Source organism: Lentzea sp. NPDC042327 (genome assembly GCF_040647275.1).
In the GTDB taxonomy this organism is placed as follows: domain Bacteria; phylum Actinomycetota; class Actinomycetes; order Mycobacteriales; family Pseudonocardiaceae; genus Lentzea.
Map to the genome: position 1 here is coordinate 292982 of NZ_JBEZBX010000006.1, position 17519 is coordinate 310500.

Below are 17519 nucleotides of genomic sequence, written 5' to 3' on the forward strand. Positions count from 1 at the left end.
CCGGTTCCACCTGCTGGCGAAGGCCACTCGAATGGACGCAGAAGTCGATGCAACCAGACCACGGTTGTCCCCGTCCACGCCACTGCGAGTGGTTCCGAATATGAACTGCCGTTCCGGCGCTACACGCTCGCTTTCAGCCGGGCGAACTCCTCGGCGAGGGCGGGCAGCTGCCAGTGCGCGTTCAACCCGCTCGGATTGGGCAGCAACCACACCCGCGCACCGCCCACGGTCTCGTCCTGCGGCCCGACCTGCGCTTTCTTCCACCCGAACGCACTGCGGTACACGGTCACACCGAGCACCGCGAGAACCTTCGGTGAATAGGTGCGAACCTTTTCGGTCAGCACGACCGCACCGGCTTTCATCTCGTCAATTGTTAATTCATCGGCTTTGGCCGACGGGCGTGCGACGACGTTCGTGATGCCGAGCCCGAGTTCGAGCAGCCCCTCCTGCTCGGTCGGCGCGAACAGCCGCGGCGTGAACCCGGACAAATGCAACGCGGGCCAGAACCGGTTTCCCGGCCGGGCGAAGTGGTGCCCGGTCGCCTCCGAGACCAGGCCGGGGTTGATGCCGCAGAAGAGGACGTCGAGGCCGGGCTTGAGCACGTCACCGATCACGCTGACCAGCCTACGAGCACTACCGTGGCCGGCATGGCCCGGCTCCCGTTGCTCTTCCTCGACGTCGACGGCCCGCTGCTCCCGTTCGCCGGCACCAGGCACACCGGCCCGGCCCACGAGAACCCGCTGCTCGCCCGCCTCGACCCGATGCACGGCCCCTGGCTCGCCGCGCTGCCGTGCGAGCTCGTCTGGGCCACGACCTGGATGGACGACGCCAACGACCTCCTCGCGCCCCTCCTGGGCCTGCCTGAACTGCCCGTCGCGACCTGGCAGGAGGACCAGGAGACCGAGGACCGCGACTTCCGCGACGGCCTGCACTGGAAGACCCGCGGCTTGGTCGCGCTGGCAGGCACCCGGCCGTTCGCCTGGGTCGACGACGAGATCACCGGGAAGGACCGCCTCTGGGTCGCCGAGCACCACGAGCGAGCCCTCCTGCACCGCGTCGACCCGCGCCACGGCCTGACCGATGCCGACTACCTGGCCCTCGACGCCTGGTTGCGCGCCGCGGCCTGACCGCCGCCCCCAGCGGCGAGCCCTGGTCAGGTCGTCGCCGGCACGCGCGGCCGTGGCGTCCACATCGTGTACCCGGCCCGGAGCGCGTCCTCGGCGGAGTGGAAGACCACGTCGCCCTTCATCCGCTTGTAGTAGGGCGACTCGGGCGTGTGGAACATCATCGTGCGCGAGTTCGCCTTGATCGCGGGCGCCGGCGGCACCGGGTCCTCCATGATCGAGAGGCGGGTCTCCGGCTGCGCGGCCGCACGGGAGCGCATGGTCAGCCAGGTGAGCAGCACGCCCGCGAGGAAGGCGCCCGCGCACAGCAGGAACATCTGGAGGAAGAACCCGAACAACGCGAAGGCTCCTAGCCCGTAGTCGTGAAGTCCTCGTCGACCCGCAGGCCGGGGGCCGCGGCGCGCAGGGCGTCGCTGAGCGCGCCCGCACGCGTGTGGTCGGGTACGCGTGCCGAGGCGACGAGGTGTCCGGTGTGGACGACGGCGGTGAAGTCGGTGACGTCCGCGCCGAGCACCGCGCGCAGCACCGAGGCGACCTCGTCCGCGGCGACCGGCAGCCGCACGGTCGTGGACGGGGTGATCAGGTCGGTGACGCGGTGCTTCTCGGCGACCGAGCGCACGGCGTCGGCCACCTCCTGGCGTTCGGCCGGGGTGGCGGCGCCGGCCAGCACGACCTCGGCCGAGCGCACGGCGAGCACGAGCTGGCCGGGCACGGCCGCGGGGGCCTGCCCGGCGTGCACCGCGACGCCCACGGAGGCGAGCAGCAGCGGCACGGCGATGGCGCCGATGGCGACGCGCTGCGGCAACTGCACGCGTCTGGCCTATCCCATCCGGCCGTCCGGTTGCCACCGCCTGCGGTGAAAGGCCCAGGACGCGCCGGAGAATTCACCCGGTCGTGGAAATCACGACGGGGTGGCCGCCGGCCACGAGCCGCCAGTCGGTGCGGGTGAAGTCGGCGGGGTCGAGCACGCCCGCGGCCTTCACCCAGTCGATCAGCAGCTGCCGGATCTCCTGCCGCCGGTCGAGCAGCACCGGGGCGGTCGCGATGTGCGGGAAGTCGCCGCCGCCCGCCTGCCGGTAGTTGTTCACCGCGACCGCGAACTCCTCGTCACCGGCCACCGGCACCCCGCCGTAGGACAGGTTCGTGATGCGCGAACCGGCCGGTCGGGCGATGTCGACGTCGTAGGTCAGCGGGGCGTCCAGGCCGTGGGCGATGTCGAAGTTGTAGTCGGGCACGTCGGCCGACACCTCCTCGGGCGTGAACGGCCCCGCGGCGGTGACCTGGCGGAAGTAGCGCGCCGACTCCTCCAGGAAGTCGCGCAGCTGCGCGCCGGTCAGCCGCACGCCCACGAGCGTGTTGTCGAAGATGTACAGCCCGGCGACGTCGCGGATGGACACCTCGCCGGCCGGGATCGCCGCGCCGCGGTTGAACGGCGCGCACAGCGACAGCACCGGCAGCGACGTGGACTTCTTGAGCTCCAGCGCCTGCACGTGGTTGATGAACCGCAGTGCGGGCGTGTCCTCGAACCGCGACCGCGCCGCCGACATCGCGGCCCGGCAGGTGCCGATCCGCCCGTTGACGTGGTGCACGACCTTCTCGTGGTCGTGCCGCAGCAGCCGCACGATCCGCGGGTCCTCCGGCACCGACGCCGACACCAGCACGGAGGACCGCGACCCGGTCAGGTGCCAGCCGCCGTCGTGCTCCAGGTCGAACTCCAGCACCGACAACCGCTTGCCCCAGTACAGCGGCTCGGTCAGCAGCACCCGCTGCCCGGTCACCCTGTTCCTCACGAACCGCTGCGGGATCTCGACGTGCGCGTGTCCCACCAGGATCGCGTCAATGCCCGGCACGGTCTCCGCGACCAGCTCCGCGCAGTTCTCCGGGAACGGCACCTGGTCGCCCAGCGACGACGACAGGTCCGCACCCGAGTGCGCCACCAGCACCACCAGGTCGGACTGGCGCCGCACCTCCGGCACCCAGCGCAGCGCCTGCTCCACCAGCCCCGGGAACGTCAGCACGCCCTCGACGTGCACCTTGTCCCACACCGCGATACCGGGGTTGGTGAGCCCGAGGACGCCCACCCGCAACGGCGGGCCACCGGTGCGCCACACCGTCTTCACCACGTACGGCGGGAAGGCGGGCAGCCCGGTCGCGACGTCGACCGCGTTCGCCCCGAGCAGCGGGAAGTCCAGCTGCCGTTCGAACATCCGCAGCACGTCGAGGCCGTAGTTGAACTCGTGGTTGCCCAGCACCGCGGCCGTGTAGCCGATGGCGTTCATCGCGGCCGCCATCGGGTGCACGTGCGTGCGGGTGATCGGCTCGACCTTGGCGTAGTAGTAGGCCAGCGGCGTGCCCTGGATCGTGTCGCCCGCGTCCAACAACAACGTGCGGTGCCGGCCCACCTCGGCGCGCACGCCGGCCACCAGCGTCGAGATCTTCGCGAGCCCGACGTCGTCGTGCGCGAAGTCGTCGTACTCCCGGTCGCGGTAGTAGTCCCAGTTGAAGAGGTTGCCGTGCAGATCGGTCGTCCCCATCACCGTCAGCGTGAACGTGCGCAGGACGCTCACCTCCGGGCGGTCGTCGGGTCCCCCGACCGAACATAGCTGCTCACAATTGACGTAACTGCTGATCGCCCGAACGGTGGACGGTCTCACAGGCGGTACACAGGATGACCGGTCACGATGGGAGCCATGCGCGCGATGGAAGCCGAACTCCGCCGGCCGGACGGGCAGCCCGTGCGGGTGCTCGTGGTGGACGACGAGTCCACACTGGCCGAGCTGATGACGATGGCGCTGCGCATGGAGAAGTGGGACGTGCGCACGGCGCTCGACGGCACGACGGCGGTCCGCACGGCACGGGAGTTCCGGCCGGACGCGGTGGTGCTGGACGTGATGCTGCCCGACTTCGACGGGTACGAGGTGCTGCGGCGGATGCGGGCCGAGCAGCCGGCCCTGCCGGTGCTGTTCCTGACCGCGCGGGACGCCGTGGAGGACCGCATCACGGGGCTCACGGCCGGTGGCGACGACTACGTGACGAAGCCGTTCTCCCTCGAAGAGGTCGTGCTTCGGTTGCGTGCACTCATGCGGCGCACCGGTGTCACGGAGGAGGACGCGGGCGCACGGCTCGTTGTCGGCGATCTGGTGTTGAACGAGGACACGCGCGAGGTGACGCGGGCGGGTGAGCACGTCTCGTTGACGGCGACCGAGTTCGAGCTGTTGCGGTACCTGATGAGCAACCCGCGGCGGGTGCTCAGCAAGGCGCAGATCCTCGACCGGGTGTGGAGCTACGACTTCGGCGGCCAGGCGAACATCGTCGAGCTGTACATCTCCTACCTGCGCAAGAAGATCGACGCCGGACGGGCGCCGATGATCCACACCGTGCGGGGCGCGGGCTATGTCCTCAAGCCCGCGGCGTAGCGACGGCCGCCCGCGCGCGCCGTGGCCGAAGACGTTGCGGGGCAAGCTGATCGCCGGCCAGGTCGCGGTGCTGCTGGCGCTGTCGGTCGGCACGGGCGCGGTCGCGGTGCCGGCACTGCACGGGTTCCTCACGCACGACCTCGACCGCCAGGTCCGGGAGATGGTGCAACCGGCGGTCGGCCAGCGGGCCCGGGGCATCAACGCGCGCGTCACCGAAGGCGGCGTGGAGGGCACGATCGAGCTGCCCGGCACGCGCACGTTGCCCATGACGGACCACGAGCGACGGCAGCTGACCGGACTGGGTCCCGGCGACCACACCGTGGACATGGGCGACAAGGGCACGTTCCGCGTCAACGTCGGACCGGCACAGATCAAGGGCCTGCCGTCGGGTCCGGTGGACGACGTCGTGTGGCGGATGGTGTGGCTGCTGGTGGCGTTGACGGCGGCCGGGGTGGCCGCGGCGGCGCTGGCCGGCCAGCGGATCGTCCGGCGCGCGCTCGTGCCGCTGGACCGGGTCGCCGCCACCGCGGCCCGTGTCGCCGAGCTGCCGCTGCACTCCGGTGAGGTCGCGCTCGCCGAACGCGTGCCGGAAACCGACCCGGACACCGAGGTCGGCAAGGTCGGGCTCGCGTTCAACCGGATGCTCGGCCACGTCGGTGCCGCGCTGAAAGCCCGCCACGACAGCGAGACGCGCGTGCGCAGGTTCGTCGCGGACGCTTCGCACGAGCTGCGCACGCCGCTGGCCGCGATCCGCGGGTACGCCGAGCTGACCCGGCGCTCCGGCGAGGAGCTCAGCCCGCGGGTCGCGCACGCGATGAGCCGGGTGGAGTCCGAGGCGGTGCGGATGACGTCGCTGGTGGAGGACATGCTGCTGCTGGCCCGCCTCGACGACGGCCGGCCGCTGGAACGCGCGGAGGTCGACCTCACCCGGCTCGTGCTGGACGTGGTCGGTGACGCCCGCATCTCCTCCGCGGACCACAGCTGGAAGATCGCCGTGCCCGACGAACCGGTGACGGTCATCGGCGACGTGCAGCGGTTGCACCAGGTGCTCGGCAACCTGTTGTCCAACGCGCGCACGCACACCCCGCCCGGCACGACGGTCACGACCGGCCTGTCCGTCCACAACGGACAGGTGGAGCTGACCGTCACCGACGACGGGCCGGGCATCCCCGAGGGGCTGAAGGTGTTCGAGCGGTTCGCGCGCGGCGACAGCTCCCGGTCACGCGCCGCCGGCAGCACGGGGCTGGGGCTGTCCATCGTGGCCGCCGTCGTCGGCGCCCATGACGGCGAGGTGTCCGTGCAGAGCGTCCCAGGGCAGACCACGTTCACCGTCTCGCTGCGCGGCTGAGGTCTCGTTCCACAGCAGCGGCAGCAGGTCGGCGCCGCGCCGGAACACCCACGGGACGCCCTTGAGCAGCAGCCACGCCACGTGGTGCCAGACGGTCAGCTCGCGCCCGCCGGAGCAGTCGAGGCTGATCTCACCGAACGCGTGGCCGCACGCGCGCAGCTCGTGCGCGAAGGCCTTCGCGAGCATGCGGTGCCCCAGCTCGGAGGGGTGCAGCCGGTCGACCGCCCAGGTGCCCGGCTCGTACGCGCCGGGCAGCGCGTGCAGGTCGACGCAGCGGACGCCGTGCCGGGCGACGACGACGTCGACGACCCGGTTGAGCTCGTCGATGCGGCCGCGCAGCACCCGCCGCAGCCGGCCGGGCAGCGTGAACACGCGGCCCTGGTCGTGGAACCGCACGGTCACCACGGAACAGCCGGCGGCGGTCAGCTCGCGGCAGACGTGGTCGAGGTCGGAGTGCGCCTGCCGGGCGGAGAAGTCCGAGCGCAGCGTGTCGTTGACGCCGGCGATGACGACGGCGGCCTTCGGCGCGAGCCGCAGCGCCTGCGGCAGCTGCAGGTGCCGCACGTCCGCGATCCGCGCACCGGAGACGGCGAGGTTGCGGTAGCCGTTGTGCTCGTAGGCCGCCGACAGCAGGGGGCCGAAGCCGCGCCAGCCGCCGGGTACGAGGTCGCCGATCCCGACCGCTGTCGAGTCACCGAGAAGCACCAGCACGTGCCCCAGGATCGACCGGCCCGGTGAGCCCGGGATGACCGTGCGGGAACCGTTCAGCGAAATGCCGGGTAAAGCGGGAGTTCGAGCACCTCGGACCCGTAGCGCTCGGCCAGCGCCCCGATGACGGCGTCGGCGTGCGAGGCGACGGTCTGCTCGCCGAGGACCAGCGCGTCGGCCCGCAGCCGCACCCACCGGCCCGCCAGCACGACGCTGCGCGGCGGGGCGTTCACGACGTTCGGCATGGGCTTGGACAGCGCACGCCACGTCGCGAGCCACACCCACAGCAGCTGGGCCTGCAGCAGCCGGGGTAAGAGCACCGCGTCGTCATCCATCTCCGGCCACACCGAGCCCACCTCGGCCCGCCAGGCGGCGACCATGGCCTCGGACATGCCCGGCGGCAGCCCCCACCCGCACCAGCAGGACGGGAACGGCACCCGCAGGCTGGCCGCGTCGAAGACGATGTCGCGGACGCAGCCGCCCTCGAAGTCGACGAACCGCACGCCGCGCGAGGTGACCAGGTGGTTGTCCGGGCACGACGTGGACGGGCTGAACGCCCTGCGCCGCGACGTGCTGAACGCCTTCGCCGCCGCGACCGCGAACTCGACGGCGTGCGCGGAGGTCTCCACGGCCAGCTCGGTCTCCAGCAGCCCCGGTAACCCGGCGATCGCCGCGTGCACGTCGACCGCGATCGGGTCCTGGCAGCACTGCGCACCGGCCCGGCGCATCAACGCGTCGAAGTCCGCGTCCCTGCCCGCCGTCGTGGCGTGCAGCCGCCCCATGGCGTGCGCCCAGGACAACAGGCCGCGTTCGGCGACCCGCGCGTCCTTGCCGTGCAGCTTCTCGGACAGCCGCGGCGCCCGGCCCAGGTCCTCCAGGACGACCAGCCGGGACGTGCCGTCGTGGGCGAACAGCTCCGGTGTGGCGCGCTCCTCCGCGGGCAGCGCGGTGAGCAGCTGGTGGCTGACGGCCTCGTGCGCCCACGGGTCGCGGTCACCGGCGGCGGGCGGGTAGCGCTTCACCACCAGCGTGCGCGGCATCGAGAACGGCGAGGAGGCCACTCTGACCCGGATGACGACGGAACGGCCGGTCCCCCCGAGTGCCTCGGGGTCCGCAAGGCGCACCTGTGCGCCCAAGCGCCTGGTCAGTACCCGCTCGGCGGCCTCGACGGCTTCGACGATCTCCGGTGAAGTCGTGTCGGGAGGGCCCGCGGTGATCTCCACGCTCATCCCCTCCGACCCTACTCCCCATGCCCGTGCGCCCGGCTGACGCCGATCAGGCCCCGTTGCGGTCACCACCACCGGTTCACCGCGGTCCCCACGTTCCCACAACACCCCTCCGAGCCCTGGACGTGTGCAAACACCTTCCGTTGCCCGGTACGGGCAGATCAACCCGATCGTTCGAGCCGGTCGCGTCAATACCGATCAAGTAGCCGCTCGTTCAGGCGATCCGGTCCCATGTTGTGGGAAACGCGCGTGATCGTCCGGGAGGTTGCCCTCCCGGACGATCTTCCTGCGGAATCGATCCCGCTCAGCTCTTCTGGTCGGGCTTCGCGTCCACGCCGGCTTCCTTGCGCTGCTGCGCGGTGATCGGCGCCGGAGCCGCGGTCAGCGGGTCGAAACCGCCGCCGGACTTCGGGAACGCGATGACCTCGCGGATCGAGTCGACGCCCGCGAGCAGCATGCAGAGGCGGTCCCAGCCGAGCGCGATGCCGCCGTGGGGCGGGGCGCCGTACTTGAACGCGTCGAGCAGGAAGCCGAACTTCTCCTGCGCCTCCTCGGCACCGATGCCCATCACGTTGAACGCCCGCTGCTGCACGTCGGCGCGGTGGATACGGATCGAGCCGCCACCGAGCTCGTTGCCGTTGAGGATCACGTCGTAGGCGTAGGCCAGCGCGTTGCCCGGGTCGGTCTCGAAGTTGTCGATCCACTCCGGGGTCGGCGAGGTGAACGCGTGGTGCAACGCGGTCCACTTGCCGCCGCCGACCGCGACGTCGCCGGCCTCCAGCTTGTCGACGGCCTCGAACATCGGGAAGTCGACGACCCAGGCGAACGCCCAGGCGTTCTCGTCGATCAGGCCGACGCGGGTGGCGATCTCGACACGCGCGGCACCGAGCAGGGCGCGGGCGTCGCGGGCCTCACCGGCGGCGAAGAAGATGCAGTCGCCGGGGTTGGCGCCCACGGCCTTGGCCAGGCCGTCGCGCTCGGTGTCGGTCAGGTTCTTCGCGACCGGCCCTCCCAGCGTGCCGTCCTCGCCGACCAGCACGTACGCGAGCCCCTTGTGGCCGCGCTGCTTGGCGAACTCCTGCCAGCCGTCGAGCGTGCGGCGCGGCTGCGAGGCACCACCGGGCATGACCACGGCACCCACGTACGGCGCCTGGAACACGCGGAACGTCGTGTCCTTGAAGTACTCGGTGAGCTCGGTCAGCTCCAGCTCGAAGCGCAGGTCGGGCTTGTCCGAGCCGTACTTCGCCATGGCCTCGGCGTAGGAGATCCGGCGGAACGGCAGCGGCAGCTCGACGTCCTTGGTCTCCTTCCAGATCGCGGCCAGCAGCTTCTCGGTGAGCGCGATGACGTCGTTCTGCTCGACGAAGCTCATCTCGATGTCGAGCTGGGTGAACTCCGGCTGCCGGTCGGCGCGGAAGTCCTCGTCCCGGTAGCAGCGGGCGATCTGGTAGTAGCGCTCCAGGCCGCCGACCATGAGCAGCTGCTTGAACAGCTGCGGCGACTGCGGCAGCGCGTACCAGCTGCCCGGTCGCAGCCGCGCGGGCACCAGGAAGTCGCGCGCGCCCTCGGGCGTGCTGCGGGTCAGGGTCGGCGTCTCGACCTCGACGAACTTCTCGCCGTGCAGCACCTCGCGGGCGATGCGGCTGACCTCGCTGCGCAGCCGGATGGACTTGGCCGGGGTGGACCGGCGCAGGTCGAGGTAGCGGTGCTTGAGGCGGGCCTCCTCGCCCGGCTCCACGTCGCTCTCGACCTGGAACGGCAGCGGCGCGGCCTCGTTGAGGACCTCGAGGTCGCTCACGTAGACCTCGATGGCACCGGTGGGCAGCTCGGGGTTCTCGCTGCCGTCGGGCCGCTTGCTCACGTCGCCGGTGACCTTGATGACGTACTCGCTGCGCAGCCGGTGCGCGCGCTCGGCCATCTCGCCCTCGCGGAACACGACCTGGGCGACCCCGCTGGCGTCGCGGAGGTCGATGAAGATGACACCGCCGTGGTCCCGCCGGCGAGCGACCCACCCGGTGAGGGTGACGGACTGCCCGGCGTGCTCGGCCCGGAGTGATCCGGCCTCGTGCGTGCGCAACACGGTGGTGGCTCCTTGTAGACGAAGTCAGCTTTTCCGTCAAGGCTAGCTGGCCGCACCGACAGATTTTCACGCAGGTCGTGCGCCTGCGCCCGTCCACCCGCGGCGCTGATCTTCGCCGGCCGCGTTCCGGCCGCGCCCGCCCTGCTGCACGCGCTGACGCCGTCGCTCCACCGGCATCAGCAGCAGGGGGTGAGCGGGTGACTCGGCCGCGGCCGGGAAAAACCCTCCTGTGCAGCCGAAAAGGGCCGCGACCTGTGTCGCGGCCCTTCCCTCACAGCTCAGTTCACGCGGCCCGGCTCACCGGCCGGACCCGGTTCACGCGCTCGGCGCGAGGTACAGCAGGCGGTTCGGCGAGCCCGAACCCGGGTTGGTCACCTTGGACGGCGTCGACTGCGCGACCAGGTACGAGGCGACCTGGGCGGGCGTGGCCGACGGGTTGGTGGACAGGTACCTGGCAGCGGCGCCCGCGACGTGCGGGGTGGCCATCGAGGTGCCCGAGATGGTGTTGGTGGCGCTGTCGGAGGTGTTCCAGGCCGAGGTGATGGCCGAGCCCGGCGCGAAGATGTCGAGCAGCGAACCGTAGTTCGAGTACGACGCGCGGGCGTCGTTGCGCTCGGTGGCGCCGACGGTGATCGCCTCGCTCACGCGGGCCGGGGAGAAGCCGGACGCGTTGGCGTTGGAGTTGCCGGCCGCGACCGCGAAGGTCACGCCCTTGGCGATGGCGTTGCGCGTGGCGGCGTCGAGGGTGGCGTTGGCACCGCCACCGAGCGACATGTTCGCCACGGCGGGCTTGACGGCGTTGGCGCCGACCCAGTCGATGCCCGCGGCGACACCGGCGAGGGTGCCGGAGCCGTTGTTGTCGAGCACGCGGACGGCGACGATCCTCGCGTTCTTCGCGACGCCGTACTGCGAGCCCGCGATGGTGCCGGCGACGTGCGTGCCGTGGCCGTTGCCGTCCTGCGCGACGTTGTCGTTCTCGACGAAGTCACGGCCGTTCGAGGCGCGGCCGCCGAAGGTGGAGTGGCTGATGCGCACGCCGGTGTCGATGACGTACGCGGTGACGCCCGATCCGGTCGAGGTGTAGCTGTAGGACGAGTCCAGCGGCAGGTTGCGCTGGTCGATGCGGTCCAAGCCCCACGACGGCGGGTTCGTCTGCGTCGCCTGCGTGTGGATGACCTGGTCGGCCTCGACGAACTCGACCGTCGGGTCGGCGGCCAGGCGCTTGGCCTGCTTCTCGGTCAGCTTCACGTTGAAGCCGCCGAAGCTCGTGTAGTCGCGCTCGACCTTGGCACCGAACCGCGACGCCAGCGCGTGCGAGTTGCCCTTGCCCTCCTTGAACTTCACGATGAAGCTGCCCGCGATCTTCTCGGGAGCGTTGAGGGAGAGGACCTCGCCCTCGGCGGCGGAGGCGTTGGGAACCATGAGGACCGACATGGCGAGCGTCGCCGCGCCGGCACCGGCCAGGAACCGGATCTTTCGCGTCATGATGTGCATTCCGTTCTTTGCAGGGGAACGAAGCGCTTTCGACGCTAGGGAGAGATCCGGTCCCTGCCAAGGGTGTCCTATGGATTAAGACGGCCTTGTGCCGCCCAACAATTCACGCTTCACAGCGTCGGCGGCCAGTAAAGGATACGAGTGACGGGTGGCGTTCCCGGGGTGCCCGTGGTAACCAGCGCGCTCTCCACCTGCGCGGGCGTCGCCGCGCGGTTGAGCTCCAGGTACCGCGCCGCCACACCGGCCGCGTGCGGTGCCGCCATCGACGAGCCGGACAGGGTGTTCGTCGCCGTGTCACTGGAGTTCCACGCCGACGGGACGCTCACACCCGCCGCCCAGATGTCGACGAGCGGACCGTAGTTCGACGAGGAGGACCTGGTGTCGTTCTGCGTCAGCGCGCCCACGCAGATCGCCTGGGACACGCGCTGCGGCGAGGAGTTGGCCGGGTCGGTGTTGCTGCCGCCGGCCGCGACCGTGAACGAGACACCGGACGCGATCGCACGCCGCACCGCGTCGTCGAGCGCCGTGGAAGCGCTCCCGCCCAACGACATGTTCGCCACCGCCGGCTTCACGGCGTTGCGGGTCACCCAGTCCACGCCCGCGATCACGCCGGAGATCGTGCCGGAGCCCGACCCGTTGAGCACCCGCACGCCCCACACGGTGGCGCGCTTGGCCACGCCGTGCTTCGTGCCGGCGGCGATGCCGGCGACGTGCGTGCCGTGACCGTTGTCGTCCTGGGCGACCGCGTCGTTGTCGACGGTGTCCCAGCCGTTGCGCGCCCGCCCGCCGAAGTCGGTGTGCGTCACCCGCAGGCCGGTGTCGATCACGTAGATGTTCACGCCCGCACCGGTGCTGGTGTACTCGTAGCGCTGGTCGAGCGGCAGGGCCCGCTGGTCGATGCGGTCCAGGCCCCACGGCGGGTTGAGCTGGGTGGTGTTGGCGTGCACCAGTCCGTCGCGCTCCACGTGGGACACGTTCGGGTCGGCCTGCACCGCGCGCAGCTGCCGCGCGGTCAGCCGGGCGCTGTACCCGGTGAAGACGCTGGTGTACCGGTGCTGCACCTCGCCCGCGAACGAGGACACGGCGCCGTCCTTCAGCACCACGATGTAGGAGGAGGTGGCCGCGGCCGCCGGGACGACCACGACCGAGGCGGTGAGTGCGGCGACTGCCAGCAGGGCTCTCACAGTCGGTTTTCCTTTCGGAGCAGGGATTCTCTTCTGGGCGGAGAACGGGGAACGGCTCGGGAACGGGCCGGGGCAGCACGTGCCGGACCAGCACTCAGCTGGTCGTCGTGTCCGTCGCAGGGGTGTGCGGAACCCGACCGGGACCATTGGCGGCGAAATAGGCCCGAGATCTGAACTTGCCGAGTTTCCATCGGCCGCAAAACCGCCGATCGGCTGTACCGCGCGCCCTTTGCTGCCGATAACCTCTCGTGCTTGACTCCGGGAACGGAGGGGTGATGCTCACGATCTACCCACCGCGCGAGGAGCTCGCCGACCTGTTGGTGACGGGTCCGTTCGCGGACGCGCTGAGGGTCGCGATCCAGGTGCGGGGACTCAGCCTCGAACGCCTGCAGCACCGGTTGCGGGTGCGCGGCGCGCCGATCAGCGTGACGGCGCTGAGCTACTGGCAGTCGGGGCGCCGCCGGCCGGAGCGACCGGAGTCGCTGAGGGCGCTGGCGCACCTGGAGGACGTGCTGGGGCTGCCCAGGACAGCGCTCTCACGGCTGCTGGGCCCGCCCCGGCCGCGGGGTCGTTCGCGCAGGCGGGAGGTGTCGCCGCGGGCGGCCTGGGACGGGTCGGGGCTGGTGCTGACCGCGCAGCAGGACCGGGTCGACGTCGCGCCGTGCGGCGGGGTGCGCGGGGTGCGGTCCCGGCAGGTCATGCAGGCGACGAAGGCCGGCGTGGACCGGTGGGTGCTGTGCCAGGAGACGGGTTCGGCGCAGCCGGCGCTGACCGCGATCCGGTCGTGCCGGGTCGGGCGGACCGCGCGGGAACGCACGAGCGGCGTGCTCGTCGCGGAGCTGTTGTTCCCCGAACCGCTGTGCGCCGACGAGTCCATCGCGATCGAGTACGAATTGGTCTATCCACGTCCGACGGCCGAGCACACGCATTTCCGGCGGTTCGCCGAACGGGTGCACGACTACGTGCTGGAGATCAAATTCCCGGTCGGTGCGACACCCGCCGTGTGCGAACAGTTCGCGTCGGGTCCGGCGGGCGTGGAATTGTCCGGCGGCGTGCGCCCGGCCCCGGTGGACGCCTGGGGCTACGCGCACGCCGCCGCGCTCGACTTCGGGCCCGGTCTCTACGGGATGCGCTGGACCGCGCCGGTGACGGCCGAGGAGAACGCCGCGGGGTCGTCGGCGAACGGGAAGTGACCGGCGCCGGGCTGCACGACCAGCTCGGCGTTGGGGAACAGGTCCGCGTACGCGCGCGCGCACTTCGGTGGCAGTGCGACGTCGTACTCGCCGGCGATGAGGAGCGTTGGCACGTCGAGGGTTGCGAGCGCCTTGCGGGTCTGCTCGGGGTCGAGGGCGCCCTCGGCGTAGAACTGCGCGGCACCCTCGTCGTTGCTCGGGTGGGCGTCGAGCGCGCGTGCCTCGTCGTCCCAGCGGCCGTAGTGGAACGGCGCGATCTTCGCGAAGTTCTCGGCCGTCGGCCGGCCGGCCCAGATGTCCTCGAACGCGGCGAACGCCTCGGCGAACCAGGGTTCCGCGCTGCGCTGCTCGGCGACCTCGCGGCGGTCGGCGTCGGTGACGTCGAGCCCGACGACCCGCGGGCTGGGTGCGACGAGGACGAGCTGCTTGACGTGCCTCGGGTAGCGCTGCGCGTAGAGGACCGCGAGGGTGCCGCCCGCGGAGTGGCCGAGCAGGCGGAGCCGGTCGAGGCCGAGGTGGCGGCGCAGCGCCTCCACGTCGTCGACCTGGCGGTCGGCGCGGTAGGTCTGCGGGGGCGCGGCCTGCGAGTCGCCGGTGCCGCGCAGGTCGAGGACGAGCGTGTTCGGCAGCCCGCCGAGGTCGCCGAGGTAGGAGGAGTGCTGCATCGGCCCACCCGGCAGGCAGACCAGCGGGTCGGTGCCGCCTGCCGGGTGGTACGCGAGCGTGATGCCGTCTGAAGTCGTGAAGGTCCCCATGACGGCGCAGTCTGTCAGTAGGAGCGCGGGAGCTTGAGCGAGTTCTGCGCGACGAAGTTGAGGATCATCTCCCGCGACACCGGCGCGATCCGCGAGAGCCGTGACATGCCGAGCATCGACGCGAGGCCGAACTCGGCGGTCAGGCCGTTGCCACCGTGGGTCTGGATCGCCTGGTCCACCGCTGCCGCCACGGCTTCGCCCGCCGCGTACTTGGCCATGTTCGCGGCCTCACCGGCCTCCCGGTCGTGGCCGCTGTCGTAGAGCGCGGCGGCCTTCTGGGTCATGAGCCGGGCCAGCTCGATCTCGATGTGGATCTTCGCGAGCGGGTGGGAGAGGCCCTGGTGCGCGCCGATCGGCGTCTCCCACACCTGGCGCTGGCGGGCGTAGGTGACGGCTTTGCGCATGGCGAGCCGGGCCGAGCCGGTGGCCATGCTCGCGCCCATGATCCGTTCGGGGTTGAGCCCGGCGAAGACCTGGAGCAGGCCCTGGTCGGGTGCGCCGACGACGGCGTCCGCGGGCAGCCGGACGTCGTCGAAGAAGAGGGTGAACTGCTTCTCCGGTGACAGCAGGTCCATCTCGATCTCGTGGTGGGTGAAGCCCTCCGCGGTCACCGGCACCACCACGAGCACCGGTCCGGTGGCCTGGATGGAGACCACGAGGACGGCGTCGACCTCGTCGATGCCGGAGATGTAGGTCTTGCTGCCGTTGAGGACCCACTCGTCGCCGTCGCGGCGGACGTTCGTCTTCAGCTTGTGCGCGTTCGACCCGGCGTCGGGTTCGGTGATGGCGAACGCCATCTTGAGCGTGCCGTCGGCGAAACCGGGCAGCCACTTGGCCTTCTGCTCATCGGTGCCGAACCGGGCGATCACCGTGGCGCAGATCGCCGGCGAGACCACCATGAGCAGCAACGGGCACCCGGCGGCGGCCAGCTCCTCGCACACCGCGGCGAGGTCGCCGATGCCACCGCCACCGCCGCCGTACTCCTCGGGCACGGCCACGCCGAGGTAGCCGAGCTTGCCTGCCTCCTGCCACAGCTCGGTGGTCTTCTCCCCCGCGCGGGCCTTGGCGACGAAGTACTCGGTGCCGTACTTGCCGCCCAGCTCGGCGACCGCCCTGCGCAGCGCGGTCCGCTCCTGCGACTCGACGAAGCTCACTGTTCCTCCACTACGGCCAGGACGTCTCCGGCGTTGACCTGCTGCGCCCGTTCGACGAGGAGTTCGGTGACGGTGCCCGCGGTGCCGGCGAGCACCCGGTGTTCCATCTTCATGGCTTCCAGCACCAGGAGCTCCTGTCCCGCGGCCACGTGGTCGCCCTGGCGCACCGACACCCGGACGACCGTGCCGGGCATCGGCGCGACCGTCGCACCGGGGGCCACCCCGGTCTCGGGTTCGGGGAAGCGCGGCACGACCCGCAGCGACACCGACCCGCGCGGCGAGTCGACCTCGACGGTGTCGCCGTACCGGGCGACGTGGAACGGGACGCGCACGCCGTCGAGGTCGAGGATGACGGTGTCCGCGGTGGCCTGCGCCGGGTCGTACTCGACCTCGATCTGCTCGTCGCCGAAGAGGAACCTCGCCTTCGGCTGCTGCGAGCGAACGTTGCGCCAGCCCAGCGGCAGCGCGCCGATCCGGCGGGTGGCCGCGCCCGCCAGTGCCGCCGCGAGCGCGAACGGGTGCGGGTCGACGGTTCTGGTGAGGTCGTGCTCGGTGAGGAACCCGGTGTGCGTGTCGCCGTCGAGGAACGCGTCGTGCCGCAGGACGTTCACGAGCAGCGCGCGGTTCGTGACCAGGCCGTGGACCTGCGCGTTCTCCAGCGCCGCCGCGAGCTTGCGGGCGGCGGCCGCGCGGGTCGGTGCGTGCGCGATCACCTTGGCCAGCATGGGGTCGTAGTGCACGGAGACGACCGACCCGTCCTCGACGCCGCTGTCGAGCCGGACGTCGCCGGGCACGGTGAAGCGGTGCAGCGTGCCGCTGGCGGGGCGCCAGTCGTGCGCGGGGTCCTCGGCGTAGAGGCGGACCTCGATGGCGTGCCCCCGCGGCGGTGGTGCCTGCTCGGGCAGCCGGTCGCCCTCGGCGATGCGCAGCTGCCACTCGACCAGGTCGACGCCGTGCACCAGCTCGGTGACGGGGTGCTCGACCTGCAACCGGGTGTTGACCTCCAGGAAGTGGAAGTCGGTGCCCTTCAGCATGAACTCGACGGTGCCCGCGCCGACGTAGCCGATCGACTCGGCGGCGGCCACGGCGGCGGCGAACAGGCGTTCGCGGACGTCGTCGCCGACCGCGGGGCTCGGGGACTCCTCGACGATCTTCTGGTGGCGGCGCTGGATGGAGCACTCGCGTTCCCCGAGCGCCCACACGGTGCCGTGGGTGTCGGCGAGGACCTGCACCTCGACGTGGCGCGCGTGTTCGAGCAGCGGCTCGCAGAACACGGTGGGGTCGCCGAACGCCGACTCGGCCTCGCGGCGCGCACTGGCGAGCGCGTCCGCGAGCTCCGCTTTCCCGCGCACGACCCGCATGCCGCGCCCGCCGCCGCCGGCCGAGGCCTTGATGAGCACCGGGAACTCGGTGACGGTGTCCGGGTCGAGCTCGGGCAGCGTGGGCACGCCCGCGGCCGCCATGCGCTTCTTCGCGGCGACCTTCGAGCCCATGGCCTCGATGGCGTCCGGTGCCGGGCCCACCCAGGTGAGGCCGGCCCGCTGGACCTCGCGTGCGAAGCCGGCGTTCTCGCTGAGGAAGCCGTAGCCGGGGTGGACGGCGTCGGCGCCCGCCTTCAGCGCGGCCTCGACGAGCAGGCCGGCCCGCAGGTAGGTGTCGGCGGGTGCCGCGCCGGGCAGGTTGACCGCGAGGTCGGCCTCCCGCACGTGCGGTGCGCCGGCGTCGGGGTCGGAGAACACCGCGACGGTGCGGATGCCGTGGGCGCGGCAGGTCCGGATGATGCGGCGGGCGATCTCGCCGCGGTTGGCGATGAGGAGCGTCTTGATCACTGGGGTCA

At 71.5% G+C, this 17519-nt stretch carries 15 protein-coding genes and 1 pseudogene; 4 read left to right on the plus strand and 12 right to left on the minus strand.

Annotated elements, in window-relative coordinates; genetic code table 11:
• Positions 1–119: 119 nt before the first annotated feature.
• Positions 120–614 (minus strand): G/U mismatch-specific DNA glycosylase, encoded by a 495-nt coding sequence (gene mug, locus AB0A63_RS18210; protein ID WP_360392235.1) that lies wholly within the window; start codon positions 612–614, stop codon positions 120–122.
• Between the two features lie 33 nt (positions 615–647).
• Between mug and AB0A63_RS18215 the strand changes: the two genes are divergently transcribed.
• Complete coding sequence (locus AB0A63_RS18215; RefSeq protein WP_360392238.1) at positions 648–1127, plus strand: HAD domain-containing protein; 480 nt, start codon at positions 648–650, stop codon at positions 1125–1127.
• 26 nt (positions 1128–1153) lie between these two features.
• On the opposite strand, the gene AB0A63_RS18220 is transcribed toward AB0A63_RS18215, so the two are convergent.
• The 3 genes from AB0A63_RS18220 to AB0A63_RS18230 all read right to left on the minus strand — a co-directional run bounded on the left by AB0A63_RS18220 (position 1154) and on the right by AB0A63_RS18230 (position 3658).
• Entirely contained in the window at positions 1154–1462 is a 309-nt protein-coding gene (locus tag AB0A63_RS18220) for a hypothetical protein (RefSeq protein WP_360392241.1), read from the minus strand.
• An 11-nt stretch (positions 1463–1473) separates the two neighbouring features.
• Positions 1474–1935 carry a hypothetical protein gene (locus AB0A63_RS18225; RefSeq protein ID WP_360392244.1) on the minus strand — a complete coding sequence of 154 codons (462 nt, stop codon included), beginning with the start codon at positions 1933–1935 and terminating at the stop codon, positions 1474–1476.
• Positions 1936–2008: 73 nt separating this feature from the next.
• Positions 2009–3658, minus strand: coding sequence for a 5'-nucleotidase C-terminal domain-containing protein (locus AB0A63_RS18230; RefSeq protein WP_360392247.1), 1650 nt, complete (start codon positions 3656–3658; stop codon positions 2009–2011).
• A 156-nt stretch (positions 3659–3814) separates the two neighbouring features.
• Between AB0A63_RS18230 and AB0A63_RS18235 the strand changes: the two genes are divergently transcribed.
• Positions 3815–4540, plus strand: a complete 726-nt coding sequence (locus tag AB0A63_RS18235; RefSeq protein WP_360392250.1) for a response regulator transcription factor — start codon at positions 3815–3817, stop codon at positions 4538–4540.
• Positions 4518–5888, plus strand: a complete 1371-nt coding sequence (locus AB0A63_RS18240) for an ATP-binding protein (protein ID WP_360392253.1) — start codon at positions 4518–4520, stop codon at positions 5886–5888. The genes AB0A63_RS18235 and AB0A63_RS18240 overlap by 23 nt, the downstream gene beginning before the upstream one ends.
• A 180-nt stretch (positions 5889–6068) precedes the next feature.
• Here AB0A63_RS18240 and AB0A63_RS18245 read toward each other — a convergent pair.
• From AB0A63_RS18245 to AB0A63_RS18265, 5 genes and pseudogenes are all read right to left on the minus strand, one after another.
• Positions 6069–6599 (minus strand): annotated as a pseudogene (locus AB0A63_RS18245) (SGNH/GDSL hydrolase family protein); the annotation flags it as partial.
• Between the two features lie 53 nt (positions 6600–6652).
• Entirely contained in the window at positions 6653–7825 is a 1173-nt protein-coding gene (locus tag AB0A63_RS18250; protein WP_360392256.1) for a hypothetical protein, read from the minus strand.
• Between the two features lie 301 nt (positions 7826–8126).
• Positions 8127–9902: an aspartate--tRNA ligase gene (aspS, locus tag AB0A63_RS18255; RefSeq protein ID WP_360392259.1), complete on the minus strand. Its 1776-nt coding sequence runs from the start codon at positions 9900–9902 to the stop codon at positions 8127–8129.
• A 315-nt stretch (positions 9903–10217) separates the two neighbouring features.
• Entirely contained in the window at positions 10218–11396 is a 1179-nt protein-coding gene (locus AB0A63_RS18260; protein ID WP_360392260.1) for a S8 family peptidase, read from the minus strand.
• A 110-nt stretch (positions 11397–11506) separates the two neighbouring features.
• A complete protein-coding gene (locus AB0A63_RS18265; RefSeq protein WP_360392262.1) occupies positions 11507–12580 on the minus strand; it encodes a S8 family peptidase in 1074 nt (357 codons plus the stop codon).
• 275 nt (positions 12581–12855) lie between these two features.
• Between AB0A63_RS18265 and AB0A63_RS18270 the strand changes: the two genes are divergently transcribed.
• Positions 12856–13773 (plus strand): hypothetical protein, encoded by a 918-nt coding sequence (locus AB0A63_RS18270; protein WP_360392265.1) that lies wholly within the window; start codon positions 12856–12858, stop codon positions 13771–13773.
• Here the strand turns inward: AB0A63_RS18270 and AB0A63_RS18275 are convergent.
• From AB0A63_RS18275 to AB0A63_RS18285, 3 genes are read right to left on the minus strand one after another with little or no spacing between them, the layout of a single operon-like run.
• Positions 13701–14528 (minus strand): alpha/beta hydrolase, encoded by an 828-nt coding sequence (locus tag AB0A63_RS18275; protein WP_360392268.1) that lies wholly within the window; start codon positions 14526–14528, stop codon positions 13701–13703. The genes AB0A63_RS18270 and AB0A63_RS18275 overlap by 73 nt on opposite strands.
• A gap of 14 nt (positions 14529–14542) precedes the next feature.
• The gene (locus tag AB0A63_RS18280) at positions 14543–15682 is read right to left on the minus strand and encodes an acyl-CoA dehydrogenase family protein (protein WP_360392271.1); all 1140 of its coding nucleotides are present in this window, start codon (positions 15680–15682) and stop codon (positions 14543–14545) included.
• The gene (locus AB0A63_RS18285; protein ID WP_360392274.1) at positions 15679–17511 is read right to left on the minus strand and encodes a biotin carboxylase N-terminal domain-containing protein; all 1833 of its coding nucleotides are present in this window, start codon (positions 17509–17511) and stop codon (positions 15679–15681) included. The genes AB0A63_RS18280 and AB0A63_RS18285 overlap by 4 nt, the downstream gene beginning before the upstream one ends.
• Positions 17512–17519 lie beyond the last annotated feature (8 nt).